A 24,330-nucleotide genomic window follows, 5' to 3' on the forward strand; every position below is an offset into this window, starting at 1 on the left:
CCGTACGACTGGGCGCCTCCCGGGCCGGGCAGTGACTCCGGCGGGCCCGCGGCCCGGCGGACCCGGTCCGGAACGCGGCGAGAAGGAGCATCAGGTGCGCAGATTCGAGGGGTATGCGGTCGTTGTCACCGGCGCGGGACGCGGCATCGGGGAGGCGACCGCGCGCCGCTTCGCGGCCGAGGGCGGCCGCGTCCTGGTCACCGACCTCGACGGTGAACGGGCCGCCCGCGTCGCCGCGTCCCTACGCGCCGACGGCGGCGAGGCCGACGCGCTGGCCTGCGACGTCGGCGAGCGGGCCGACGCGGAGGCGGCCGTCGCCCGCGCCGTGCACCGCTTCGGCCGGCTCGACGTCCTCGTCAACAACGCCTACTCCTGCCACGACGACACCCCGCTGTTCGAGGACCAGCCGGACGACGAATGGCACCGGGACCTCGACGTCACCCTCGGCGGCGCCTTCCGCTGCGCCCGCGCCGCGCTGCCCCATCTGGCCGCCGCCGACGGCCGCGGCGCGATCGTCAACGTCGGCTCCGTCAACGGCCTCCAGGACTTCGGCAACCACGCCTACAGCGCCGCCAAGGCGGGCCTGGGGAGCCTCACCCGCACCCTCGCGGGCCACGCCGCCGCCCGCGGCGTCCGCGTCAACCTCGTCGCCCCCGGCACCATCCGCACCCCCGGCTGGGACGGCCGGGAGGAAGCGCTGCGCCGCGCCGCCGGCGCCTACCCCCTCCGCCGGGTCGGCGAACCGTCCGACATCGCCGCCGCCATCACGTTCCTGGCCTCCCCCGACGCCGCCTGGATCACCGGCGTCACCCTCCCGGTGGACGGTGGCATCACCATGACGGATGGGGCACTGCGCAGCGTCATCCTGGACGGATGACGGCTCAGCCCGGGTGCCACATCAGGCCGATGCCCGCCACCATCAGGCCCGCCGCCGCGATGCGCGGGGCGCCGAAGCGCTCCTTGAAGAAGAGCGTGCCGATGGCCGCGCCCACGATGATGGAGGACTCGCGGAGGGCGGCGACGGGGGCGAGGGCGGCGCGGGTCTGGGCCCACAGAACGAGGCCGTACGCACACACCGAGAGGAACCCGCCGAGCAGACCGCGCAGGGCAACCGGGCGGAGCTGGGCGGCGAGGGCGCGGCGGCGGGTGGCGAGGGCGTAGGCGGGGATGACGAACCCCTGAAGGATCATCAGCCAGGCGATGTAGCCGAGCGGGGTGCCGGAGGCGCGTACGCCGAGGCCGTCCACCACGGTGTACGCGGCGATGGACAGCCCGGTGGCCACGGCGGCGGCCAGGGCGAGCCCGTGCGGGCCGCCGCTCCCCGCCGCATGGGCACTGTCCGCCGTAGGAGCGCCCTCCGCCGTACGGGCGCCCCGCGCGCCCCACAGCGCCACGCCCAGCAGCCCCGACGAGGCCACCGCGATGCCCGCCGCCTGCCAGGCGTCCGGGGTCTCGGCGGCGAAGACCGCGGCGAGCACGGTCACCACCAGCGGCGCGGTGCCCCGGGCGATCGGGTACATCTGGCCGAAGTCGCCCAGGTGGAAGGAGCGCATGAGCAGGACGTAGTAAACGAGGTGAATCACCACGGAGCCGATCAGATACGGCCAGGCGCCCGCCGCGGGCAGGGGGCTGAAGACGGCCAGCCCCACCCCGCACAGCGCCCCGCCGCCGCCCACCAGGGTGAAGGAGAGCAGCTGATCGCGGATGCCATGCGCGATGGCGTTCCAGCTCGCGTGGGTGAGGGCCGCGAGGAGGACCGCGGCCGCGACGAGCGGTGTCATGCGGTGGTGTCGCGCACGTCCGCCACGGTCCCCTCGGCGTGGGCGGCGGCGGTGCCGGAGGTGTCGGAGGCCATGGCGCCGACGCTATCGGCGCACGCCGGGCCCGCGCGAGGACATTTCGGGGCTGCCGGACCGCTGAGAGGCGCACCGGCGTTCAAGCCCCGGCCCGGTCCGCCCGCCGACAATCGGACCATGACCACGCACTCGACGCCCGTCAACCTGACCGAAGCCCTGGCCTCCTTCGACGAGGTCTACAGCCCCCGCATCGTCGCCCGGATGAACGACTACGACGTCCGGATCGCCCACACTCTGGGCGACCACATCTGGCACGTGCACGAGGACACCGACGAGTTCTTCCTCGTGCTGGACGGCCGCTTCGACATCGCCCTCCGGGATGCCGACGGAAAGGAGACGACCGTCGAACTGGCCAAGGGCGACACCTTCGTCGTCCCCGGGGGCACCGAGCACAAGCCGTCGTCCTCGGGCGGCTCGATCCTGATGTTCGAGCCCTCCGGCACCGCGTCGACCGGGGACCGCCACGAGGGCGAGATCCCGGACCACGTGGACAGCACCACCGGCCACGCCCTCAACTGAACGGAAAAGAGCCGGGCGGACGCGGAATCACCGCGCCCGCCCGGCTCCTCAGCCGTGTGCGGCCGTAGCCAAAGGGCGTCAGCCGCCCGCGCGCAGCAGCGCCGCCACGACGGGGCCCGCCGTGTCGCCGCCGTGGCCGCCCTCGGGGACGATACCGGCCGCCGCGAGGTCACCCTTGTAGGCGGTGAACCAGCCGTTCGGCTTCTTCTGGTTGTCGACCTCCGCCGAACCGGTCTTGGCGCCGAAGTCACCGCTCATCCCGGACATCGCCTCGGCGGCGGTGCCCGAAGTGGCCGTCAGGCGCATCAGCTTGCGCAGCTGGTCCTTGGTGCTCGACTTCATCGTCTTGCTCGCCTTGGCCAGCGTCCGGTTGTCCACGGACGGCGCGACCAGGTACGGCTGGCGGAAGGTGCCGGTGGAGGCCGTGGCCGACACCGACGCCATGTTGAGCGGGTTCATCCGCACCCCGCCCTGGCCGATCAGCGAGGCGGCCTTGGAGGCCGCGGACTGCGTCGGCACGGCGCCGTCGAAGGTGGGCACGCCGGTCTGCCAGTTGAGGCCGATGCCGAAGACGTCACGGGCCTCCTTGGTCAGATCGTCGTCCTTCAGCTTCGGCGCCTGGCTGATGAAGGCGGTGTTGCAGGAACGGGCGAAGCTCTGCTCGAACCTGCCGTTCTTGATCTCGAACTTCTTGTCGTTCTGGAACTTCCAGCCGCCGTAACTGAAGTACTTCGGGCACGGGTGCGCCTTGCCGTACGCGGCCAGCCCCTTGTCGATCAGCGTCGCCGAGGTGATGACCTTCATGGTCGAGCCCGGCGCGTACGAGCCCTGGAGCGCCGGGTTGAAGCCGCTCGCGGGGGAGTTGGCCACCGCGAGGATCTCACCGGTGCTCGGCTTGACGGCCACGACCGACGCCTTGCTCTTCTTGCTCACCTGCTGTTCGGCGGTGGCCTGAAGCTTCGGGTCGATCGTCGTCTTCAGCGTGCCCGGGGTGCCCTTGGAGAGCACCTTCAGCGTCTCGTCGGGGGACTTGGAGCCCTTGGCGCGGGAGATGAACGTCTCCACGCCCGCCTTGCCGCCGGCCTTCTTGCCGTACCGCTCGCGCAGCGAGGCCAGCACGCCCTTGAGGGTCGGGTGGTCGGTGGCGGACAGCTCCGTGCCGTCCCGGTCGACCGCCTTGATCGGCGGTGCCCCGGCCTCGCCGGTCTCCAGGGTGTCGCCCTTGCCCAGCTTGGGGTGGACGACCGAGGGCTGCCAGTCGACGACCGGCTTCCCCGTCTTGGTGTCGCGGGTCACGGCCAGCGAGGATTCATACGTCCAGGGGACGCTGCTCTCTCCGCTGTACGCGATCCGGGCGTTGACCGAGAACGGCACCTTGGCGCCGCTGGCCTGCCCCGGATTCAGCTCCACCTTGTCGATATGGGCCTTCTTGCGGTAACCGCTCAGCGCCGCGGTGGCCGCGTCGCTGTCGTCCGTCAGGGCGGCGGCCTTCGCCGTCTCGCCCGCCGACCAGGCCGCCAGGAACGTACGGGCGGTGGTCTTGACCTCGGCCGCGCTGGGCGGGCCGGTCTTCACCTTCTTCGCGGCGTTCTTCTCGTCGCCCGACGCGTTCGCGCCGTTCTTGGAACCCGACGACTCATCCTGGCCGCTGCCGCAGCCGGCAACACTGACGACCATGGCGGCGAACACCGCACTGACGATCGCGGCTCTCGCGCCACTCCGCATGCAGAACCCCCACTGTGTTCTTCGAGTCCCCCCACCGGTGCGATGGGGGCCGCGGTCCGAGCACTCTACCGGCATCCCGTGAACCCGCCGCGCCCGCACCGGAACCGCTCCCTCCGGGCGACCGGAGGGTGACCGGACGGTGACCGGAGCCGGGGTCAGATCCAGGTGTCGAGCCACATGCGGGCCCGCCAGGCGTCCATCGGCATCGTCTGGCCCGTGTACAGCGGGAAGAAGTAGATGAAGTTCCAGATGATGAGCAGGACGAGCGCGCCCGCGCCGACCGCGCCCACCACCCGCCGGGTCTCGGTGGCCCTCGGCGGCCCCAGCAGGGCGCCGATCATCATGGCCACCGCCAGACACAGGAACGGCACGAACACGACGGCGTAGAAGGAGAAGATCGTGCGTTCCTGGTAGAGGAACCACGGCAGATACCCGGCCGCGATCCCGCCCAGGATCGCGCCCGCCCGCCAGTCGCGCCGCAGCGCCCACCGGAAGAGCAGGTAGAGCACCGCGAAGCAGGCCGCCCACCACAACAGCGGGGTGCCCAGGGCCAGCACCTCGCGCGCGCACTTCTCGGCGGCGTCCTTGGGGCAGCCCTCCTGGCCGGCCCGCGGCGACTCGTAGAAGTACGAGACCGGCCGGGACTGGACCAGCCAGCTCCACGGGTTGGACTGGTAGACGTGCGGCGAGTCCAGGCCCACATGGAACTTGTAGACCTCGGTCTCGTAGTGCCACAGGCTGCGCAGCGGGTTGAGCAGCCGGTCGAAGGCGCCGCCGGTGCCGTAGCCGCCGCCGTCCGGCTTCGCCGATTCGGCCCAGTGGCGGAAGTAGCCGCTGTGCTGCCAGCCGCGCGCCCGGCTGAAGGTGCCGCTCGCGGCGAACCAGCCCGACCAGGAGGCGACGTAGGTGACGATCGCCACAGGCACCGTCGACAGGAACGCCCACGGCAGATCGCGGCGCAGCACCGTCCGGTAGGGGCGCGCGGCGCCCGCGGTGCGGCGCGCGCCGACGTCCCACAGGACGGTCATGAGACCGAAGAAGGCCAGGACGTACAGCCCGTTCCACTTGGTGCCGATGGCGACGCCGAGCAGTACCCCGGCCGCGATCCGCCACGGCCGCGCGCCCAGCTTGAGGCTCCCGGCGACCGTCGCGTCGGGCCGAGCGGAGCCGTCCGGGCCGTCCGGGCCGTCCGGGCCCGCCGGAAGCGCCGCCGCGAGCCGGGCACGGGCCTTGTCCCGGTCGATGAGCAGGGCGCCGAAGGCGGCCAGGACGAAGAACATCAGCACCAGGTCGAGCAGCGCTGTGCGGCTCATCACAAAGTGCAGGCCGTCCACGGCCATCAGCGCGCCCGCCAGACAGCCGAGGAACGTCGAGCGGAAGAGCCGCCGTCCGATCCGGCACAGCATCAGCACCGACAGGGTGCCGAGCACGGCGACCATGAACCGCCAGCCGAAGGGGTGCAGCCCGAAGAGCTGCTCGCCGAGCCCGATGACCCACTTGCCGACCGGCGGATGGACCACATAGGACGCGGCGTCGCTCAGCGGGATGTGCTGGGGCGTGTCGAGGAGCTTGTCGTTGGCGGTTTTCGGCCAGGTGCCCTCGTAGCCGAACCGCCAGACCGACCAGGCGTCCTTGGCGTAGTAGGTCTCGTCGAATATGACGTTCTGCGGGCTGCCGAGGCGCCAGAAACGGGTCAGCCCGGCGACGAGCGCGACCAGCAGCGGCCCGCCCCAGCCGCTCCAGCGGGCGATTCTGGCCGCCACCGCGGGGGGAGCCCCGAGCGTCTCCCACAGCCGGGTGCCCGGCTCCTGGTACGGCGGGACCAGCCGTTCCCGTACGCCGGGCCGCGCGTGGCCCGCGTATCCGAAACGGCGCAGCCGACGCTGCCAGGCCGGCGGGGGCTGGCCGGCGGCTCGGCCCGGCTGGGCGTGGGTCGCGGTGTCACTGCTCACCGGGCCATCGTAGGGAAGCGGTCTGTGCGTGTGGCGTGGATCGGGTGGTGTCTCGCGGACGCGGCGGCCGACGCGGCGGAAACAGCGGACTGCGAGGATGGCCCGGTGACTGGAACGCTTGTACTCGCAGGGACCCCCATCGGCGACACCGCGGACGCGCCCCCGCGGCTGGCCGCCGAGCTGGCGGCGGCCGATGTGATCGCCGCCGAGGACACCCGGCGGCTGCGCCGGCTCACCCAGGCGCTGGAGGTCCAGCCGGGCGGCCGGGTGGTGTCCTACTTCGAGGGCAACGAGTCGGCGCGCACCCCCGAGCTGGTCGAGGCGCTGGCGGGGGGCGCCCGGGTGCTGCTGGTCACCGACGCGGGCATGCCCTCGGTCTCCGACCCCGGCTACCGGCTGGTCGCGGCCGCCGTCGAGCGCGGGATCGCGGTCACCGCGGTGCCGGGACCGTCCGCCGTGCTCACCGCGCTGGCCGTCTCCGGGCTGCCGGTGGACCGCTTCTGCTTCGAGGGCTTCCCGCCGCGCAAGGCGGGGGAGCGGCTGGGGCGGCTGCGCGAGGCCGCGGCCGAGCGCCGCACCCTGGTCTACTTCGAGGCCCCGCACCGGCTGGCCGACACCCTGGCCGCCATGGCGGAGGTGTTCGGCGCGGATCGGCGGGCCGCGGTGTGCCGGGAGCTGACCAAGACGTACGAAGAGGTCAAGCGTGGCCCGCTGGGCGAGCTGGCCGCCTGGGCCGCCGAGGGCGTACGGGGCGAGATCACCATCGTCGTCGAGGGCGCCGCCGAACCGGGCCCCGACGAGGCCGGTCCCGCCGAGCTGGCCCGCCGGGTCGCGGTGCGCGAGGAGGCCGGGGAGCGCCGCAAGGAGGCCATCGCGGCCGTCGCGCAGGCCGCTGGGGTACCCAAAAGGGTGGTCTTCGATGCCGTCGTGGCGGCAAAGAACGCGGCCGCGGGCGGGCCACGCGAAGGTAAAGCTCACCACTGAAAGGCAAAGGGCAGCCCTGCCGTTCGGGCGGTTTCGATAGTGCACAGCTAAATCTCCGCCAAATAGAGGGAAGAGCTGCTGCGATCCCGCCGGAGAAGGCGTCCACTGGAGGAGAAGCGAAGGGGATTCACCAAATCCCGGAAGACTTGTCCTGCGGACAAGAGGAGCTGCCATGAGCGATATAGCGGGAGCCTCGAACGGCGTCCACCCGATAACCCGTCCCACCGAGGGCCCGGAGGGCGGTGAGGTGGCCCACGAGGCCTACGCGTTCGCCTGCATGAAGTGCGGACACGGATGGGAACGGTCGTACGACATCGAGCACCACGTGGACGGCGAGGGCCGGTCCTTCGTCGTGTACTTCACCGACGGCACGCGCGTCCCGTCCCCGCTGACGAGCCCCGACTGCGTCAACTGCGGTGCGCATCTGGTGCGCATCATGCGCTCGGGCCAGGTCTCGTCGGTCCTGGAGAGCGCCCGCCGCACCCCGCCGCGGTCCGCGCCCCCGGAGGCGCCGACGGACGGCGAGCGGCGGGGCGGACACCACTGGCACCTCTCGGATCTCCTGCACCCCTTTTCACGCCAGCGCAAATGAGCCCGGCCGGGGTCAGTTGAGCGGCCAGGTGTGATTCACCCGACATTCATCGGCATTTATAGAATCACGCTCATGGCGCAATCAGCATCGACCCACGGCGGCAGCGGCGGAACGGGAAGCGGGAAGAACAACGGCGGACAAATCGGCAGGCAAAAGGGAAAGGACGCTCCGCCCCCGCTCCCGGACCCCCTGCGGGTACCGGTCGCCGACTCGCATACCCACCTGGACATGCAGACGGGAACCGTCGAGGACGCGCTCGCCAAGGCGGCCTCGGTCGGTGTGACGACCGTTGTCCAGGTGGGCTGCGACCTCGCCGGCTCGCGGTGGGCGGCCGACACCGCCGCCGCCCACGACGGCGTCTGGGCCACCGTCGCCCTCCACCCCAACGAGGCACCCCGCATCGTCCTCGGCACACCTCCTTCTGGGGGGCAGGCCCCCCAGACCCCCCGCGACGGCTCGTCCCGGCGGGGCGCCAGGGAACCCGGGGGCGACCGGGCCCTCGACGCGGCCCTCGCCGAGATCGACACCCTCGCCGCCCTGCCCCAGGTGCGCGGCGTCGGTGAAACGGGCCTCGACTACTTCCGTACCGGGCCCGAGGGTGTGGCCGCGCAGGAGCTTTCCTTCCGCCGCCACATCGACATCGCCAAGCGGCACGGCAAGGCCCTGGTCATCCACGACCGGGAGGCCCACGACGACGTCCTGCGGGTGCTCGCCGAGGAGGGCGCCCCCGACGCCGTCGTCTTCCACTGCTTTTCCGGCGACGCCGCCATGGCCAAGGTGTGCGCGGAGCACGGCTATTACATGTCCTTCGCGGGCAACGTCACCTTCAAGAACGCCCAGCCGCTGCGCGACGCCCTCGCCGTCGCCCCCCTCGACCTCCTCCTCGTGGAGACCGACGCGCCCTTCCTCACCCCCGTGCCCTACCGCGGACGGCCTAACGCCCCGTACCTGATTCCGTTCACCCTGCGGGCCATGGCCGACGTCAAGGGCGTCCCCGAAGACACCCTGGCGACCGCCGTGGCGGCCAACACGGCGCGCGTCTTCGACTACCCGAAGTAGTCAACTCGCTTTGGAGAGTAACCGGACACTCCGCTACAGTCCGCGGCACCCAGGGCGTGTCCGCGCAGTCCCGCCGGGCCTGCGACGCCTGGTACGCACGCTCGCTGCGTTGTCGGGCTCGTCCGAGTAGACCCACTACGAGGACGACCCTCCGCCTTGCGATCGCACGCACCAGACGCCGCGTGCTGACCGACGCGACTGAGCGGACACGCCCTCGCCCTGACCGTGGACCCGTGGAGTGTTACCGGAGTGTTGTCGTGAGCCGTACGCAGGGCAGCCACCGCGTCCCGGGCGGCCGTGCCGCCGCCCGCCGAGCCGCCCGGCGCGGACGCCTCCCGGCCCGCACCGACCCGGTGCGGCGGCTGCTGCCCCAGGCACTCGTGGTCGCCGCCCTGGCCGGCGGCACCTCCGCCTTCGTCGCCCAGGACAAGGCGGTACGGCTCAGCGTCGACGGCCACACGCGCGTCCTGCACACCTACGCCGACGACGTGGCCGAACTGCTCGCCGACGAGGACGTCGACGTCAACCCGCACGACATCGTCGCCCCCGCCCCCGGCCAACCCCTCACCACCGGCACCGAGATCGCCGTCCGGTACGGCCGCCCCGTCACCCTCACCGTCGACGGCGAACGCCGACGGGTGTGGACCACCGCCGAGACCGTCGACGCCGCGCTGCGCCAAATCGGCGTACGCGCCGACGGCGCCTACCTGTCGGCCTCCCGCTCCGCCGCCATCACCCGGCGGGGCCTGGACCTCGACGTCCGCACCGAGCGCACCGTCACCTTCCGCGCCGACGGTCACACCCACCCCGTCCGCACCAACGCCGCCACCGTGGGCGAAGCGCTCACCGAGGCCAGGCTCACCCTGCGCGGCCACGACACCACGTCCGTCCCGCTGGACAGCTTTCCGCGCGACGGCCAGACGGTGGACGTCGTGCGCATCACCGGCAGGACGGAGACCCGCGTGACGCCGGTCCCCTTCCTCACCATCCAGCGCGCCGACCCCACCCTCTTCAAGGGCACTCAACTCGTCGCCAGGGAAGGCCATCCCGGCGCCCGGCGCACCCTCTACCGGGTGCGCACCGTCAACGGCGAGCGGCGGCGGCCGCGAAAGCTGCGCTCCGAGGTCGTCCGTGCGCCGGTTGCGCGGATCGTCCGGGTCGGCACCATGACCCCGCCCACCGCCGTCGCCGGCGCCGACCGGCTCAACTGGCAGGCCATGGCCCACTGCGAATCCGGCGGCCGCCCGGGCGCCGTCGACAGCTCCGGCCGTTACGGCGGCCTCTACCAGCTCGACCGCCAGACCTGGCACGCCCTCGGCGGCCACGGCAGCCCCCAGGAGGCGCCCCCCGCCGAGCAGACGTACCGGGCCAAGAAGCTGTACGTCCAGCGCGGCTCCGCGCCCTGGCCGCACTGCGGCCAGAAGCTGCGGCAGTGAACGGGGTGGCGGCCGGGCCGTAAACTTTCCCGGTGAGCTCCACCGACCCCGGCACCACCGACGCCCTGCTGGGCCCCGCCGACATCCGCGACCTCGCGGCCCGCCTCGGCGTACGCCCCACCAAGCAGCGCGGCCAGAACTTCGTCATCGACGCCAACACGGTGCGCCGCATCGTGCGCACCGCCGAGGTGCGGCCCGACGACGTCGTCGTCGAGGTCGGCCCCGGTCTCGGCTCCCTGACCCTGGCCCTGCTGGAGGCAGCCGACCGGGTCACCGCGGTCGAGATCGACGCCGTACTGGCCGATGCCCTCCCGGGCACGGTCGCCGCCCGGCTCCCCGGGCGCGCCGACCGCTTCGCGCTCGTCCACTCCGACGCGCTGCACCTCACCGATCTCCCGGGGCCCGCCCCGACCGCCCTGGTCGCGAACCTCCCGTACAACGTGGCCGTCCCCGTCCTGCTCCACATGCTCGCGCGCTTTCCCACCATCGAGCGCACCCTGGTGATGGTGCAGTCGGAGGTCGCCGACCGGCTGGCCGCCCCGCCCGGCTCCAAGGTCTACGGCGTGCCCTCCGTGAAGGCCGCCTGGTACGCGCACGTCAAGCGCGCGGGGGCGATCGGGCGCAACGTCTTCTGGCCCGCCCCGAACGTCGACTCCGGCCTCGTCTCCCTCGTCCGCCGGGCCGAACCCCTTCCGACGACCGCCTCCCGCGACGAGGTCTTCCGCGTCGTCGACGCGGCCTTCGCCCAGCGCCGCAAGACGCTCCGTGCCGCGCTGTCCGGCTGGGCGGGGTCGGCGGCCGCCGCCGAGGCGGCCCTGATCGCGGCGGGCGTCTCGCCCCAGGCTCGCGGCGAGTCCCTGACGGTGGAGGACTTCGCCGCGATCGCCGAGAACGCCCCCGCCACCGCCTGACCCGGGGCGCCGGCGGCGACCTTGCCCCCACCCCGCCCCTTCCCGAAACCGGGGCGCTGCCCCGGACCCCGCTCCTCAAACTCCCCCAGCTACCGCTGGGAGGTGCCCCCTGGAGGGGCTGAGTGGTGGGGCACCCTCCGCCCCACATGGGGCCCAAGCGCAGCGCCACACCGGGGCCGACCGCAGCCTGCGTGGGGCCGGGGGCGGATGCCCCACCACTCAGCCCCTCCGGCGTTTGAGGAGCGGGGGTGTGGGGGCGGAGCCCCCACCCGGGGGCCGGGGGCTTGCCCCCGGTTCGGGAAGGGGCGGGGTGGGGACAAGCCCGCCGCAGGCGCCGGGGGCCGAGGGGCGGGGCTCCGGGCGGGGCAAGCCCGCCGCAGGCGCCCGGGGCGGGGCCCCGGTGGGGCCAGGGCGCCGTAGGCGCGACAATGGGCCGCACCGGACACCCCCACCGCCCAGAGGAGCCCCGTGACCCGCCCCGTCACCGCCCGCGTGCCCGCGAAGGTCAACGTTCAGCTCGCGGTCGGCGGCCTACGCCCCGACGGCTTCCACGATCTGGCCAACGTCTTCCTCGCCGTAGGGCTCCACGACGAGGTCACGGCCACCCCCGCCGAAACCCTCCGCATCACCGTCGAGGGCACCGACGCGGCACACGTCCCCACCGACCACACCAACCTCGCCGCCCGCGCGGCGATCGCGCTCGCCGGGCGCCACGGCCTCGCCCCGGACGTCCACCTGCACATCACCAAGGACATCCCCGTCGCGGGCGGCATGGCGGGCGGCAGCGCGGACGCCGCCGGCGCGCTGCTGGCGTGCGACACGCTGTGGGGAACGAACACCACCCGCACCGAACTCCTCGCGCTCTGCGCGGATCTGGGCAGTGACGTCCCGTTCAGCCTGGTCGGCGGGGCGGCCCTCGGCCGCGGCCGGGGGGAGCTGCTGACGCCGCTGGAGACGGGCGGCACCTTCCACTGGGTGTTCGCGGTCGCGGACGGCGGGCTGTCCACCCCGGCCGTCTACCGGGAGTGCGACCGCCTCCGGGAGGAGACGGGGAAGGGCGCGACCATCGCGACCATCCCCGACCCCGAGCCGTCGGAGGCGCTGTTCGCGGCGCTGCGCACCGGGGACCCGACCGCGCTGGCCGCCGCCGTGACCAACGATCTGCAGCCCGCCGCACTCTCGCTGCGCCCGGCGCTCGCCGATACGCTGCGCGCGGGCGCGGACGCCGGCGCGCTCGCCTCGCTGGTCTCCGGCTCCGGCCCGACCTGCGCGTTCCTGGCGAAGGACGCCGAGGCGGCCCAGGACGTGGCCACCGCCCTCGCGGCCTCCCGCACCTGCCGCACCGTACGGACGGCAGTCGGCCCGGCCCCCGGGGCGACGGTCACCACTCCCTGACCGCGACTACCCTGGGACGTCGATCGATCCGCGTACAGGAGTGTGATGGCCACCAACTTGGTCAACGTCGAAGCCGTCGGCAAGGTGTACGGCACCCGTGCGCTGCTGGACGGCGTGTCCCTCGGGGTCAACGAGGGGGACAGGATCGGCGTCGTCGGCCGGAACGGGGACGGGAAGACCACGCTCATCCGGATCCTCGCCAAGCTCGAATCACCCGACGACGGCCGCGTCACCCACGCCGGGGGCCTGCGTCTCGGGGTGCTGACCCAGCACGATTCGCTCGACCCCGCCGCCACCGTCCGGCACGAGGTGATCGGTGACCTCGCCGACCACGAGTGGGCGGGCGACGCCAAGATCCGGGACATCCTCACCGGGCTCTTCGGCGGGCTCGACCTCCCCGCCTTCCCGCAGGGCCTGGACACCGTCATCGGCCCGCTGTCCGGCGGCGAGCGCCGCCGTATCGCGCTCGCCCAGCTGCTGATCGCCGAGCAGGACCTGATCGTCCTCGACGAGCCGACCAACCACCTCGATGTCGAGGGCATCTCCTGGCTGGCCGGCCATCTGCGGGCGCGCCGCTCGGGGCTGGTGGTCGTCACCCACGACCGCTGGTTCCTCGACCAGGTCTGCACCCGCATGTGGGACGTGCAGCGCGGCGCGGTGCACGAGTACGAGGGCGGCTACAGCGACTACGTCTTCGCCCGGGCCGAGCGCGAGCGCATCGCCGCGAGCGAGGAGGCCAAGCGGCAGAACCTGATGCGCAAGGAGCTGGCCTGGCTGCGCCGCGGCGCCCCGGCCCGCACCAGCAAGCCGCGCTTCCGCATCGAGGCGGCGAACGCCCTGATCGCGGATGTCCCGCCGCCGCGCGACAGCGCGGAGCTGATGAAGTTCGCCAACTCCCGCCTCGGCAAGACCGTCTTCGAGCTGGAGGACGTGACCGTCACCGCCGGGCCGAAGATGCTGCTCAAGCATCTGACCTGGCAGCTGGGGCCCGGCGACCGGATCGGCCTGGTGGGCGTGAACGGTGCGGGCAAGACGTCGCTGCTGCGCGCCCTCGCCGAGGCCGCGCGCAGCGAGGGCGAACAGCAGCCCGCGGGCGGCCGGATCGTCGTCGGCAAGACGGTGAAGCTCGCCTACCTCTCGCAGGAGGTCACCGAACTCGACCGGAACCTGCGCGTCCTGGAGGCCGTCGAGCAGGTGCGGCAGCGCGTCGACCTGGGCAAGGGCAAGGAGATGACCGCCTCGCAGCTGTGCGAGAAGTTCGGCTTCACCAAGGAGAAGCAGTGGACGCCGGTCGGCGATCTGTCCGGCGGTGAGCGGCGCCGGCTCCAGATCCTGCGGCTGCTGATGGACGAGCCCAATGTGCTGTTCCTGGACGAGCCGACCAACGACCTGGACATCGAGACCCTGACCCAGCTGGAGGACGTCCTCGACAGCTGGCCGGGCTCGCTCGTGGTCATCAGCCACGACCGCTACTTCCTGGAGCGCACCACCGACCGGGTGTTCGCCCTGCTGGGCGACGCCACGCTGCGCATGCTGCCGCGCGGGGTGGACGAGTACCTGGAGCGGCGGCAGCGGGTGCTGGCCGCGGCGGTGCCGGGCCCGGCCGCCTCCGGCAAGCAGAAGGCCGCGGAGGCGCCGTCCGGCGGGCAGCGGTCGGCGGCCGAGCAGCGCGTCGTGAAGAAGGAACTCCAGAAGATCGAGCGGCGGTTGGACCGGCTCAGCGAGCAGGAGTCCACGCTGCACGCCCAGATCGCCGAGGACGCCACGGACTTCGCCCGGGTCGCCGAGCTGGACGCCAAGCTGCGGGAGCTGACGGGGGAGCGGGACGAGCTGGAGACGCGCTGGCTGGAACTCGCCGACGACGCGTGAGCAACAGTCGCGTCACGGGCCGGTCTCAGCTGCTCGATGAGTTGGCGGCCGGTCCGTGGGTTGTCATGACTGGGTGATAAAAAGAAACTCCCGCCTTGCCCTGCTGCTCACCGGCGGGCCGCATGTCCGATTCACTCCATCCTGGCGGGCTTTGGTAACAACGCCCCCGGGATAGCGGGGGAGGCCGAGTCGGTCCATGGGCTCGCGCACAGAGGAACACCCATGTCACAGCCGCCTCCGCCGCCGAATCAGCCGCCGCAGGGCGGCTTCGGCGCGCCGCAGGAGCCGAGTTACGGCTATCCGCAGCAGCCGCCCGTCCCGCCCCCGCCGCCCCCCGGCCCGCCGCCGCAGACGCCCCCGCAGGGCGCGGGCGGCTACGGCTACCCGGGGCAGTCGGTCCACGCGCAGCCCACCCAGGTGGGCACCCCGAGCCCGTACCAGCAGCAGTACGGACAGCAGCAATTCGGCCAGCAGCCCTATGGTCAGCAGAGCTACGGCTACCCGCCCCAGCCGCAGTACCCCGGCGCTCCGGGCCAGGGCGGCGGCCCCGGCGGCCCCGGTCGGTCCAGGCAGCGCATGGCGGTCGTCGTCAGCGCGGTGGTCGCGGTCGCGCTGATCATCGGCGGCGGCATATGGTTCGCCACCAGCGGCGACGACACCGATGACCAGGCCAACGGCAAGGACAAGCAGACCAGCCAGGGCGGCACCGGCGGCACCGAGAACAAGCCCGCCCCGAAGACGGTCAACGCCCAGCTGATCAACAAGCTCCCCATGCCGAAGGTCGACGACCAGGTCACGGTCGAGGGCATGTGGACCGTCGACGACACCTTCGTGAAGGCCGGGGTCAACAAGATCGACGGCTATCCGCTGGACGGCGGATCGGCGAAGTGGTCGATCCCGCTGGCCGGCGCGGTCTGCTGGTCCTCGGACCACGTCTCCAAGGACGGTCTGACCGCGGTCCTCTACCAGGAGGCCAAGCCCTCCAAGGAGGACAAGTACCCGAGCTGCAACCAGGTCGCGCTGCTGGACCTGAAGAACGGCAAGATGCGGTGGCACCGGGACGTCGGTGAGGGGGACGAGAAGGTCTCCTTCGACGAGGTGACCATCGGCGGCGGCACGGTCGCCGCGGGCGGCACCGGTGGCGGCGCGGCCTGGTCGACGTCGGGCAAGCAGCTGTGGAAGCCGCAGTCCACCGGCGACTGCGAGGACCGCGGCTATGGCGGCAGTGACACCAAGCTGGTCGCGGTGCGCCAGTGCGGCAGTTACGACAGCCCGCAGATCCGTATCCAGACGCTGAACCCGAAGACGGGCGCGGTGAAGTCCGAGTACAAGGTGTCGCAGGGCATGGAGTACGTGCACATCGCGTCCACCGATCCGCTGGTGATCGGGCTCGACGCGGGTGACTCGACCGGCTCCGGGGTCTCGGACTACCTGTCCATCGACGACAGCGCCAAGGTCGGTACGGTGCGCGCGAAGATCAGCACCGAGAACGGCAAGTACCAGGCCAAATGCCCCTCGACGAGCGTCGAGGGCTGCCGCCAGATCGCCGTCAGCAAGTCGGCCGACGCCCTCTTCCTGGGGTCGGAGGACCGCAACAGCTACGACAGCTCGACCACCGCCAACGAGATCGTGGCGTTCAGCCTGGCGACCGGCAAGCCGGTCGGCAAGACGGACGGCGTCAAGCGCGCCGCGATGACCCCGCTCGGCCTCGACAAGGACGGCTTCGTGCTGGCCTACCAGGAGAGCTCCTACGACGAGGGCGGCGCGGTCTGGCGCATCGACCCCAAGTCGTACGAGAAGAAGAAGCTGCTCCAGAACCCGGCCGAGAGCGGGGAGATGGAGGCGAAGTTCAGCCCCACCTACTCGGAGATCATCTACTCCGACCAGCGGCTCTACATGAGCACCGTCTACGCCGACAAGCCCTCGGGCTCGTACGACAAGGACGACCCGCTGGCCCTCATCTTCGGCGGCAGCTGACAGCACCCGGCCCAACGCCTCGGCGGCCCCGCCCGTACCCACCGTACGGGCGGGGCCGCCGCCGTTTTTCCTCATGATCGAATCCGCCCCCGGGGCAGGCCACAACGATCTGTTTCGGACGTGATTCAGATGTCAAGTAGGCGTAGATGAGCGGGATTTCGGCATTCCGGGGGGCTTCTTCCGGGTAAGGGGCGCGCAACGTCGAACAAGCGTGTAGCTTCCCGGGGCAAAGGGGGGAGCTCATGGGCGTGCGACTCATGGTGGTCGATGACCACCGCCTGCTCGCGGAGGCCCTCGCCTCGGCGTTGAAGCTGCGCGGGCACCGGGTGCTCGCCGCGGCCGCGCCGAGCGCGGGAGCGGCGGATCTGGTGGTGAGCCGGGCACCGGAGGTGTGTCTGCTGGGTACGGCGACACCCGCCGAACCGGGCGTGTTCGAACCGGTTGTGCGGATCAAGAAGGAGCGACCACAGGTCGCGGTGGTGGTGCTCGGCCCGGTGCCGAACCCGCGCGGCATCGCCGCCGCGTTCGCCGCGGGCGCCTCCGGCTACGTCCGGCACGACGAGCGGATCGAGGGCGTCGAGCGCGCCATGATGAAGGCGCGCGCGGGCGAGGCGGCGGTGGCCCCGCAGCTGTTGCAGGGGGCGTTCGCGGAGCTGCTCAACCCCGCGGCCCAGCCGGACGACGAGGGGGCCCGGCTGCTGCGCATCCTGACCCCGCGCGAGGTGGAGGTGCTCATGCGGGTCGCGGAGGGCGAGGACACCCGGCTGATCGCCGCGGGCATGGGGATCGCGCCCAGCACGGCGCGCACCCATGTGCAGCGGGTGCTGATGAAGCTCGGGGTCGGGTCCCGGCTGGAGGCGGCGGCCCTGGCGGCGCGCACCGGCCTGCTGGACCGGGCGGCGACGCGCCGCGGCGCCGCCACCCAGCCCGGCTGATCAGCCCTCCGTGGGTCCATTACCGTCCCCGGGCTCGGGGGCGGGGTGCGGCGCGGGCAACGGCCTCAGCTTCATCCAGAGCAGGAAGAGCAGGCCGAGGACGAGCATGCACACGCCCGTCCACAGGTTGATGTTGATGTTCTCGGCCTTCTTCAGATTCGCGTCGGAGACGGTGATGCCGGCGATCGTGACGATGATCCCGTAGATCACGAACAGGCCGCCGATGATGCGCCGTACGTCGAAGAGCCGGGCCGCGGTCGCCGACTTCCCCTCCAGCTCCTCGACCTCGTGCTGGTACTCGTAGTCGTCACTCATGGCGCGGGTTCCTTATCCGCAGGAGGGTCACTTCGGTCACAGGGAGAACGGGATGTAGCACAGGGCCGCGAGGACGATCGCGCTCCAGCCGAGCAGGGCCGGGCGCCGGTACCAGGCCTCGTCGCCCGGCGCCGCGGGTTCGGCGACGCCCGGGGCGGTGGTTCCGTAGACCAGCCCGGCCAGCGACTGCTCCGGCTTGGGGTTGGTGAACGGGGTGATCGCGACCATCACCACGCCGCCGACCACGAACGCCACGATGGCGGAGACGAAGTTGGCGCCCTGGTCGCTGGGGATGGAGATGACGCCCGCCTTGTAGAACCAGAAGTAGTTGATCATCGCGGCGACCGTGCCGCTGAGCAGCCCCCAGAAACCGGCCGGGGCGGTGGCCCGCTTCCAGAACATGCCGATGATGAAGACACAGAACAGCGGCACGTTGAAGAACGAGAACAGGGTCTGCAGGTAGTTCATGATGTTGCTGAACGAGGACGCGATGAACGCCGTCCCCATGCCGGCCAGGACGCCGATGGCGGTCACCACCCGCCCCGTCAGCAGGTAGTACTCGTCCGCGCGGTCCTTCCTGATGTACGCCCGCCAGATGTCGTTGGTGAAGACGGTGTTGAAGGACGAGACGTTGGCCGCCATGCCCGCCATGAAGGCGGCGAGCAGCCCGGTCACCGCCATGCCCAGCACGCCGTTGGGCAGCAGCTCGCTCATCAGCAGCGGGATCGCGTCGTTGTACTGGAGCCCGCTCTTCGTGGAGCCGATCTTCGGCGCGATCACCAGGGCGATCAGCCCCGGGACCACCACGATCAGCGGGATGAACATCTTGGGGAAGGCGGCGATCAGCGGGGTGCGCTGGGCGGCCGAGAGGTTTTTGGCGGACAGCGCGCGCTGCACCTCGGCGAAGTTGGTCGTCCAGTAGCCGAAGCTCAGGCAGAAGCCGAGGCCGAGCACGATGGTCAGCCAGTTGGCGCCCAGCGGGTTGTCCGAGCCGATGCCGGTGCCGCCCCACGCGGAGGTGAAGTTCGGGCCGTGGGACGCCTCCAGGGAGTCCTTGAGCCCGCCGAAGCCGCCGACCCGCTTGAGGCCGACGACGGTGAGCGGGATGAGCGCGGCGAGGATGACGAAGAACTGCAGCACCTCGTTGTAGATCGCCGAGGAGAGCCCGCCCAGGGTGATGTACGCGAGCACGAACAGCCCGGCGACGACGATGGCCACCCACTGCGGCCAGCCGAGCAGCGCCTCGACGACGATGGCCATCGCGTAGAGGTTGACGCCCGCGATCAGCACGGACGCCACGGAGAAGATGATCGAGCTGAGCAGGTGCGAGGACGGCCCGTAGCGGTGCAGCAGGAATTCGGGCACCGACCTGACCTTGGAGCCGTAGTAGAACGGCATCATGACCAGGCCGAGGAAGACCATGGCCGGAATGGCGCCGACCCAGTACCAGTGCACCGTGTAGACGCCGTACTGGGCACCGTTGGCCGCCATCCCCAGGATCTCCAGGGCGCCCAGATTGGCGGCGACGAAGGCGAGGCCGGTGACCCACGCGGGCAGCGACCGGCCGGAGAGAAAGAAGTCCAGGCTCGTCTTCACGCTCCGTCTGGCGGCGAATCCGACGCCGAGCACGACGGCGAAATAGAGGATCAGGATGGTGTAGTCGAGGGCATTGGTGGGAAGTCGGAGACCCGCTGCCAGAAGGTGCATAAATCACCATCCTGCTCTATTCGGACGCCTTCCTCGCGCATTGACGTCGCTGTTGGCTTGTGGTTCATTATGTTTAGTTGTGTTGGGTGCAGCGAACAGGAGCTGGCGGACGTGAAGAAGACGGCGACGCGGCTCGCGGACGGACGCGAGCTGATCTACTACGACGCGCGCGACGACGCAGTGCGCGACGCCGTCGACCAGCGGCCGCTCGACCCGATATCCACCCGCTCCGAGATCCGGCACGACCGCCTCCTCGGCGACGACGTGGCCGTCGCCTCCCACCGCCAGGGGCGCACGTACCACCCGCCGGCGGACGAATGCCCGCTGTGCCCCTCGCGCGACGGACGGCACAGCGAGATCCCCGCCTCCGACTACGACGTCGCCGTCTTCGAGAACCGCTTCCCCTCGCTCGCCGGTGACGCGGGGCGGTGCGAGGTCGTCTGCTTCACCTCCGACCACGACGCCTCCTTCGCCGATCTCACCGTCGAGCAGGCCGCCCTGGTGCTCGACGCCTGGACCGACAGGACCGCCGAGCTGGCCCAACTCCCCTCCGTCGAGCAGGTCTTCTGCTTCGAGAACCGCGGCAGGGAGATCGGCGTCACCCTCGGCCATCCGCACGGCCAGATCTACGGGTATCCCTTTCCGACGCCGCGTACCCGGCTGATGCTCCGCTCCCTCGCCGAGCACCGTGAGCGGACCGGTCGGAATCTGTTCGATGATGTGGTCGCCGATGAGCGGTCCGACGGACGGCGCATCGTCCTCGACGGCGAGCACTGGACCGCCTTCGTCCCGTACGCCGCGCACTGGCCGTACGAGGTGCACCTCTACCCCAAGCGCCGGGTCCCGGACCTGATGGCGCTGGACGATGCCGCCCGCACAGAGTTTCCACAGATGTATCTGGAACTCTTGAAGCGCTTCGACCGGATTTTCGGGGAAGGGGAGCCGCCGACGCCGTACATCGCCGCCTGGCACCAGGCGCCGTTCACGGCGGACGACCGCGACGATTTCGCGCTCCACCTCGAGCTTTTCACCATCCGCCGCACTTCCGGCAAGCTGAAGTTTCTCGCGGGTTCCGAATCCGGCATGAATGTGTTCATCAATGATGTGCCGCCGGAGGCCGCGGCTGAGCGACTGCGAGAGGTAGCGAGCAAGTGAGCAATGCGCAGCAGAAGAAGTACCTGGTCACAGGCGGTGCCGGTTATGTCGGCAGCGTGGTCGCCGCGCATCTGCTGGAGGCCGGGCACCGGGTGACGGTCCTGGACGACCTGTCCACCGGGCACCGCGAGGGCGTTCCGGCGGGCGCGGAGTTCATCGAGGGCCGCATCCAGGACGCCGCCGAGTGGCTCGACTCCTCGTACGACGGTGTGCTGCACTTCGCGGCGTCCTCGCAGGTCGGCGAGTCCGTCGTCGACCCGGAGAAGTACTGGGTCAACAACGTCGGCGGGACCACCGCGCTGCTCGCCGCGATGCGGGTCGCCGGGGTCCGCACCCTCGTCTTCTCCTCCACCGCCGCCACCTACGGCGAGCCGGACGAGGTCCCGATCACCGAGGACGCCGCGACCGCGCCGACCAATCCGTACGGCGCCACCAAGCTGGCCGTCGACCACATGATCAGCGGGGAGTGCGCCGCGCACGGCCTGGCCGCGGTCTCCCTGCGGTACTTCAACGTCGCGGGCGCCTACGGGGCGTACGGCGAGCGCCATGACCCCGAGTCGCACCTGATCCCGCTGGTGCTCCAGGTCGCGCAGGGCCGCCGCGAGGCGATCTCCGTCTTCGGCGACGACTACCCGACCCCCGACGGGACCTGCGTCCGCGACTACATCCACGTCGCCGACCTGGCCGACGCCCATCTGCTGGCGCTGGGCGCCGCGACCGAGGGCCAGCACCTGATCTGCAACCTCGGCAACGGCAACGGCTTCTCCGTCCGCGAGGTCATCGAGACCGTGCGCCAGGTCACCGGCCACCCGATCCCCGAGGTCGTCGCCGACCGCCGGGGCGGCGACCCGGCCGTGCTGGTGGCCTCGGCCGAGCGCGCCAAGGCGCGCCTCGGCTGGAAGCCGAGCCGGGCGGACCTGAAGGGCATCGTCGCGGACGCCTGGGAGTTCGCGCAGCGCACGTAAGTGACGGCGGGGACGCGCGGCCGTCCGGCCGCGGGACGACGGCGACATGAAGACACAGGACAGGGGTCAGCGAGTGAGCGACGTATCGGCGGGGTTCCGTGAGGTCTACGGGGCCGATCCGGAGGGCGTGTGGGCGGCGCCGGGCAGGGTCAACCTGATCGGTGAGCACACCGACTACAACGACGGCTTCGTGATGCCGCTCGCCCTGCCGCACACCTGCCTGGCGGCCGCCTCGCCGCGCACCGACGGGGTGCTGCGCGTCCACTCCGGGGACGCCCCGGGCGGGGTCGTCGAGCTGCGCGTCGAGGAGCTGACCCCGGTCGCCGCGGGCGGCGCCGGTGGCGACCGCGGCGGCTGGGCGGCCTACCCGGCGGGCGTGGTGTGGGCGCTGCGCGAGGAGGGGCTGCTCTCCGGCGCCTCGGCCGGCGGGGCGGACCTGCACTTCGTGTCCACGGTGCCCACCGGCGCCGGGCTGTCGTCGTCCGCCGCGCTGGAGGTGGTGACGGCCACCGCGCTCAGCGATCTGTACGGGCTGGGGCTCGCCCCGCAGCGCGTCGCCCAGCTGTGCCAGCGCGCGGAGAACCAGTTCGTCGGCGTCCCCTGCGGGATCATGGACCAGATGGCCTCCGCCTGCTGCACCGAGGGCCATGCGCTCTTCCTCGACGCCCGCGACCTCACGCAGCGGCAGGTGCCGTTCGACCTCGCGGCGGAGGGGCTGCGGCTGCTGGTCGTGGACACCCGGGTGAAGCACGAGCTGGGCGACGGCGCGTACGCCAACCGGCGCGCCGCGTGCGAGTCGGGCGCGCGGGCGCTCGGTGTGTCCGCGCTGCGCGAGGTGGAGTTCGAGACCCTGGACGCGACGCTCGCCACCCTGGCCGGTCTCGGCGAGGACGACACCGTGCGCCGCCGGGTGCGCCATGTGGTGACCGAGAACCAGCGGGTGCGGGAGGTCATCGAGCGGCTGGACGCGGGCGACACCCGGTCCATCGGCCCGGTCCTGACCGCCGGGCACGCCTCGTGCCGCGACGACTTCGAGATCTCCTGCGCCGAGCTGGACCTCGTGGTGGAGTCGGCCAACGCGGCGGGCGCGCTCGGCGCGCGGATGACCGGCGGCGGCTTCGGCGGCTCGGCGATCGTGCTGGTCGAGGTGGCGGACGCGGACGCGGTGGCCAAGGCGGTCACCGAGGCATTCGCCGCCGCCGGACACCGGGCCCCGCGGATCTTCCCGGCGGTCCCGAGCGCGGGCGCCCGGCGGATGTAGCCGGGAGGGGGACTCCCGTGGCGCTCTTCGGCCGGGCTCGCTGCCTTCGGCCGTTGAGCGATCAATTTTCGCCTTTCTTGGCCTCCTTACTCCCCAAGACCGAACACAAAGACCACCGTAAATAGGCGAGGCCGGGCAGTTTCGCTCATCCGCTCCGGATGACGGGCCTCGGTCGTACGCTGGGCACAGCGTCGGTGGGGGCCGACGTGCATCAGGGGGCGAGACAGTCAGGTACGACGCCCGGGGCGGGGTAGCGATCTCAGCACGGCGGCGGCCGTGCGGTTGCGGTGATCCCTTCCCGGGCGCCGTACCCGTACTGGTTCTCGGGGTATTCCGGGAGTATCCGGCGACGTGGGGGGTTCCGTGGCACGTATTCGGGTTCTGGTGGTCGACGACCATCGCATTTTCGCCGAGTCACTGGCCGCCGCCCTCGCGGCGGAACAGGACGTGGACGTGGCGGCGGCCGGAAGCGGCCCGGCGGCGCTGCGCTGTCTGGAGCGCGGAGTGGCCGAGGGGCGCCGCTTCGACGTTCTGCTGATCGACGCCGACTTGGGCTCCCTGAGCGGGGAGCCGGTCCATGCGCCGCAGCCCGTACCGGCCGAGGCGCTCCACGGCGGGGCTTTGGGGGCGGGCCCGCCGGGGCGGGTCAACGGGCGGTCGCAGGACGGCATAGCGCTGGTCGGCGGCGTGCGCACCGCGCAGCCGGGCGTGCGCACCGTGGTGCTGGCCGAGCGCGACGATCCGCGCCGGGCCGCCGCGGCCCTCCAGGCAGGGGCGTCCGGCTGGGTCGCCAAGGACTGTTCGCTGGTCCGGCTGCTCGCCGTGATCCGCGGGGTGCTGCGTGACGAGACGCATCTGCCGCCCGCGCTGCTCACCGGCGTGCTGCGGGAGCTGACGGCGGCCCGTAAGCACCGCACCGAGAGCGAGCGGCTGGTCGAATCGCTGACGCCGCGTGAGCGGGAAGTGCTGCGCTGCATGGTGGCCGGGCTGGGCCGCAAGGCGGTCGCCGAGCGGCTGTTCCTGTCCCCGCACACGGTCCGCACCCATATGCAGAACGTACTGGGCAAGCTGGGCGTGCACTCCACGCTGGCCGCCGTGGCGCTGGCCCGGCGGGCGGGCGTCGGCCCGGTCGACCTAGCCGGGGAAATTGTCGAACGGGGCGGTCAGCTGGCGTAGCAGCGCCGCCAGTTCGGCGCGCTGGGCCTGGGACAGCTCGGCCAGGATCGCCCGCTCGTGATCCAGCAGCCCGGCCAGCGCCTGGTCCGCGCGGTCGCGCCCCTCCGCGGTGAGCCGGACCAGCACCCCGCGCCGGTCATTGGGATCGGGCAGCCGCTCTACCAGGCCCTTCTTCGCCAGCCGGTCGATGCGGTTCGTCATGGTGCCCGAGGTGACCAGCGTCTGGGTCAGCAGCTGCCCGGGGGAGAGCTGGTAGGGGGTCCCGGCCCGCCGCAGCGAGGTCAGCACGTCGAACTCCCAGGACTCCAGCTGATGCTCGCTGAACGCGATCCGCCGCGCCCGGTCGAGATGGCGCGCGAGCCGGCTGACCCGGCTGAGCACTTCGAGCGGTTCCACATCGAGGTCGGGGCGCTCCCGGCGCCATGCCGCCACCAGTCGATCGACCTCGTCGTCCATGGCGATCAGTGTAATAGGTCTGTCGACATGAAGTCTCTTGACATCAAGAGAGACCTTGGAGGACCGTAAGCCTGCTCGTACCGAC

General features: G+C 71.9%; 21 protein-coding genes. 15 read left to right on the plus strand and 6 right to left on the minus strand.

The window, feature by feature from the left end; genetic code table 11:
- The first annotated feature begins 94 nt into the window (after positions 1–94).
- Positions 95–877 carry an SDR family NAD(P)-dependent oxidoreductase gene (locus ACH4SI_RS08250; RefSeq protein WP_398294017.1) on the plus strand — a complete coding sequence of 261 codons (783 nt, stop codon included), beginning with the start codon at positions 95–97 and terminating at the stop codon, positions 875–877.
- 4 nt (positions 878–881) lie between these two features.
- On the opposite strand, the gene ACH4SI_RS08255 is transcribed toward ACH4SI_RS08250, so the two are convergent.
- Entirely contained in the window at positions 882–1,781 is a 900-nt protein-coding gene (locus tag ACH4SI_RS08255) for an EamA family transporter (RefSeq protein ID WP_398294020.1), read from the minus strand.
- 192 nt (positions 1,782–1,973) lie between these two features.
- Here ACH4SI_RS08255 and ACH4SI_RS08260 point away from each other — a divergent pair, with 192 nt between their 5' ends.
- Positions 1,974–2,375, plus strand: a complete 402-nt coding sequence (locus tag ACH4SI_RS08260; RefSeq protein ID WP_398294022.1) for a cupin domain-containing protein — start codon at positions 1,974–1,976, stop codon at positions 2,373–2,375.
- Positions 2,376–2,453: 78 nt separating this feature from the next.
- On the opposite strand, the gene ACH4SI_RS08265 is transcribed toward ACH4SI_RS08260, so the two are convergent.
- Both ACH4SI_RS08265 and ACH4SI_RS08270 read right to left on the minus strand, forming a co-directional pair.
- The gene (locus tag ACH4SI_RS08265) at positions 2,454–4,100 is read right to left on the minus strand and encodes a penicillin-binding transpeptidase domain-containing protein (protein WP_398294024.1); all 1,647 of its coding nucleotides are present in this window, start codon (positions 4,098–4,100) and stop codon (positions 2,454–2,456) included.
- A gap of 155 nt (positions 4,101–4,255) precedes the next feature.
- Positions 4,256–6,052, minus strand: coding sequence for a dolichyl-phosphate-mannose--protein mannosyltransferase (locus ACH4SI_RS08270; RefSeq protein WP_398294026.1), 1,797 nt, complete (start codon positions 6,050–6,052; stop codon positions 4,256–4,258).
- Positions 6,053–6,157: 105 nt separating this feature from the next.
- Here ACH4SI_RS08270 and rsmI point away from each other — a divergent pair, with 105 nt between their 5' ends.
- The 9 genes from rsmI (at position 6,158) to ACH4SI_RS08315 (ending at position 17,210) form a co-directional block, all read left to right on the plus strand.
- On the plus strand, positions 6,158–7,036 hold the full coding sequence (gene rsmI / locus ACH4SI_RS08275) for a 16S rRNA (cytidine(1402)-2'-O)-methyltransferase (protein WP_398294028.1): 879 nt from the start codon (positions 6,158–6,160) through the stop codon (positions 7,034–7,036).
- Between the two features lie 172 nt (positions 7,037–7,208).
- On the plus strand, positions 7,209–7,628 hold the full coding sequence (locus ACH4SI_RS08280; RefSeq protein ID WP_398294030.1) for a hypothetical protein: 420 nt from the start codon (positions 7,209–7,211) through the stop codon (positions 7,626–7,628).
- A gap of 72 nt (positions 7,629–7,700) precedes the next feature.
- The gene (locus tag ACH4SI_RS08285) at positions 7,701–8,687 is read left to right on the plus strand and encodes a TatD family hydrolase (RefSeq protein WP_398294032.1); all 987 of its coding nucleotides are present in this window, start codon (positions 7,701–7,703) and stop codon (positions 8,685–8,687) included.
- 233 nt (positions 8,688–8,920) lie between these two features.
- On the plus strand, positions 8,921–10,123 hold the full coding sequence (locus tag ACH4SI_RS08290; RefSeq protein ID WP_398294034.1) for a ubiquitin-like domain-containing protein: 1,203 nt from the start codon (positions 8,921–8,923) through the stop codon (positions 10,121–10,123).
- A 32-nt stretch (positions 10,124–10,155) separates the two neighbouring features.
- Positions 10,156–11,034: a 16S rRNA (adenine(1518)-N(6)/adenine(1519)-N(6))-dimethyltransferase RsmA gene (rsmA, locus tag ACH4SI_RS08295; protein ID WP_398294036.1), complete on the plus strand. Its 879-nt coding sequence runs from the start codon at positions 10,156–10,158 to the stop codon at positions 11,032–11,034.
- 468 nt (positions 11,035–11,502) lie between these two features.
- A complete protein-coding gene (locus ACH4SI_RS08300) occupies positions 11,503–12,429 on the plus strand; it encodes a 4-(cytidine 5'-diphospho)-2-C-methyl-D-erythritol kinase (protein ID WP_398294038.1) in 927 nt (308 codons plus the stop codon).
- Between the two features lie 45 nt (positions 12,430–12,474).
- Positions 12,475–14,298 (plus strand): ABC-F family ATP-binding cassette domain-containing protein, encoded by a 1,824-nt coding sequence (locus tag ACH4SI_RS08305; protein ID WP_398294040.1) that lies wholly within the window; start codon positions 12,475–12,477, stop codon positions 14,296–14,298.
- Positions 14,299–14,520: 222 nt separating this feature from the next.
- Positions 14,521–16,275 (plus strand): hypothetical protein, encoded by a 1,755-nt coding sequence (locus tag ACH4SI_RS08310; protein ID WP_398294042.1) that lies wholly within the window; start codon positions 14,521–14,523, stop codon positions 16,273–16,275.
- A gap of 242 nt (positions 16,276–16,517) precedes the next feature.
- Positions 16,518–17,210, plus strand: coding sequence for a response regulator transcription factor (locus tag ACH4SI_RS08315; RefSeq protein WP_398294044.1), 693 nt, complete (start codon positions 16,518–16,520; stop codon positions 17,208–17,210).
- Here the strand turns inward: ACH4SI_RS08315 and ACH4SI_RS08320 are convergent, their stop codons facing one another.
- Both ACH4SI_RS08320 and ACH4SI_RS08325 read right to left on the minus strand, forming a co-directional pair.
- Positions 17,211–17,525 (minus strand): hypothetical protein, encoded by a 315-nt coding sequence (locus tag ACH4SI_RS08320; RefSeq protein WP_398294046.1) that lies wholly within the window; start codon positions 17,523–17,525, stop codon positions 17,211–17,213. It lies immediately after the preceding gene.
- Between the two features lie 36 nt (positions 17,526–17,561).
- On the minus strand, positions 17,562–19,232 hold the full coding sequence (locus tag ACH4SI_RS08325; protein ID WP_398294048.1) for a sodium:solute symporter family protein: 1,671 nt from the start codon (positions 19,230–19,232) through the stop codon (positions 17,562–17,564).
- A gap of 111 nt (positions 19,233–19,343) precedes the next feature.
- Between ACH4SI_RS08325 and galT the strand changes: the two genes are divergently transcribed.
- The 4 genes from galT to ACH4SI_RS08345 all read left to right on the plus strand — a co-directional run bounded on the left by galT (position 19,344) and on the right by ACH4SI_RS08345 (position 23,789).
- Entirely contained in the window at positions 19,344–20,387 is a 1,044-nt protein-coding gene (gene galT / locus ACH4SI_RS08330) for a galactose-1-phosphate uridylyltransferase (protein WP_398294050.1), read from the plus strand.
- Entirely contained in the window at positions 20,384–21,352 is a 969-nt protein-coding gene (gene galE, locus ACH4SI_RS08335) for a UDP-glucose 4-epimerase GalE (RefSeq protein WP_398294052.1), read from the plus strand. The genes galT and galE overlap by 4 nt, the downstream gene beginning before the upstream one ends.
- A gap of 46 nt (positions 21,353–21,398) precedes the next feature.
- On the plus strand, positions 21,399–22,613 hold the full coding sequence (gene galK, locus ACH4SI_RS08340) for a galactokinase (protein ID WP_398294054.1): 1,215 nt from the start codon (positions 21,399–21,401) through the stop codon (positions 22,611–22,613).
- A 363-nt stretch (positions 22,614–22,976) separates the two neighbouring features.
- Positions 22,977–23,789: a LuxR C-terminal-related transcriptional regulator gene (locus tag ACH4SI_RS08345; RefSeq protein WP_398294056.1), complete on the plus strand. Its 813-nt coding sequence runs from the start codon at positions 22,977–22,979 to the stop codon at positions 23,787–23,789.
- Here the strand turns inward: ACH4SI_RS08345 and ACH4SI_RS08350 are convergent.
- A complete protein-coding gene (locus tag ACH4SI_RS08350) occupies positions 23,748–24,245 on the minus strand; it encodes a MarR family winged helix-turn-helix transcriptional regulator (protein WP_398294058.1) in 498 nt (165 codons plus the stop codon). The two genes, ACH4SI_RS08345 and ACH4SI_RS08350, sit on opposite strands and share 42 nt — an antisense overlap.
- Positions 24,246–24,330 lie beyond the last annotated feature (85 nt).

It is taken from the genome of Streptomyces sp. NPDC021212, from assembly GCF_044332925.1.
In the GTDB taxonomy this organism is placed as follows: Bacteria; Actinomycetota; Actinomycetes; order Streptomycetales; family Streptomycetaceae; genus Streptomyces.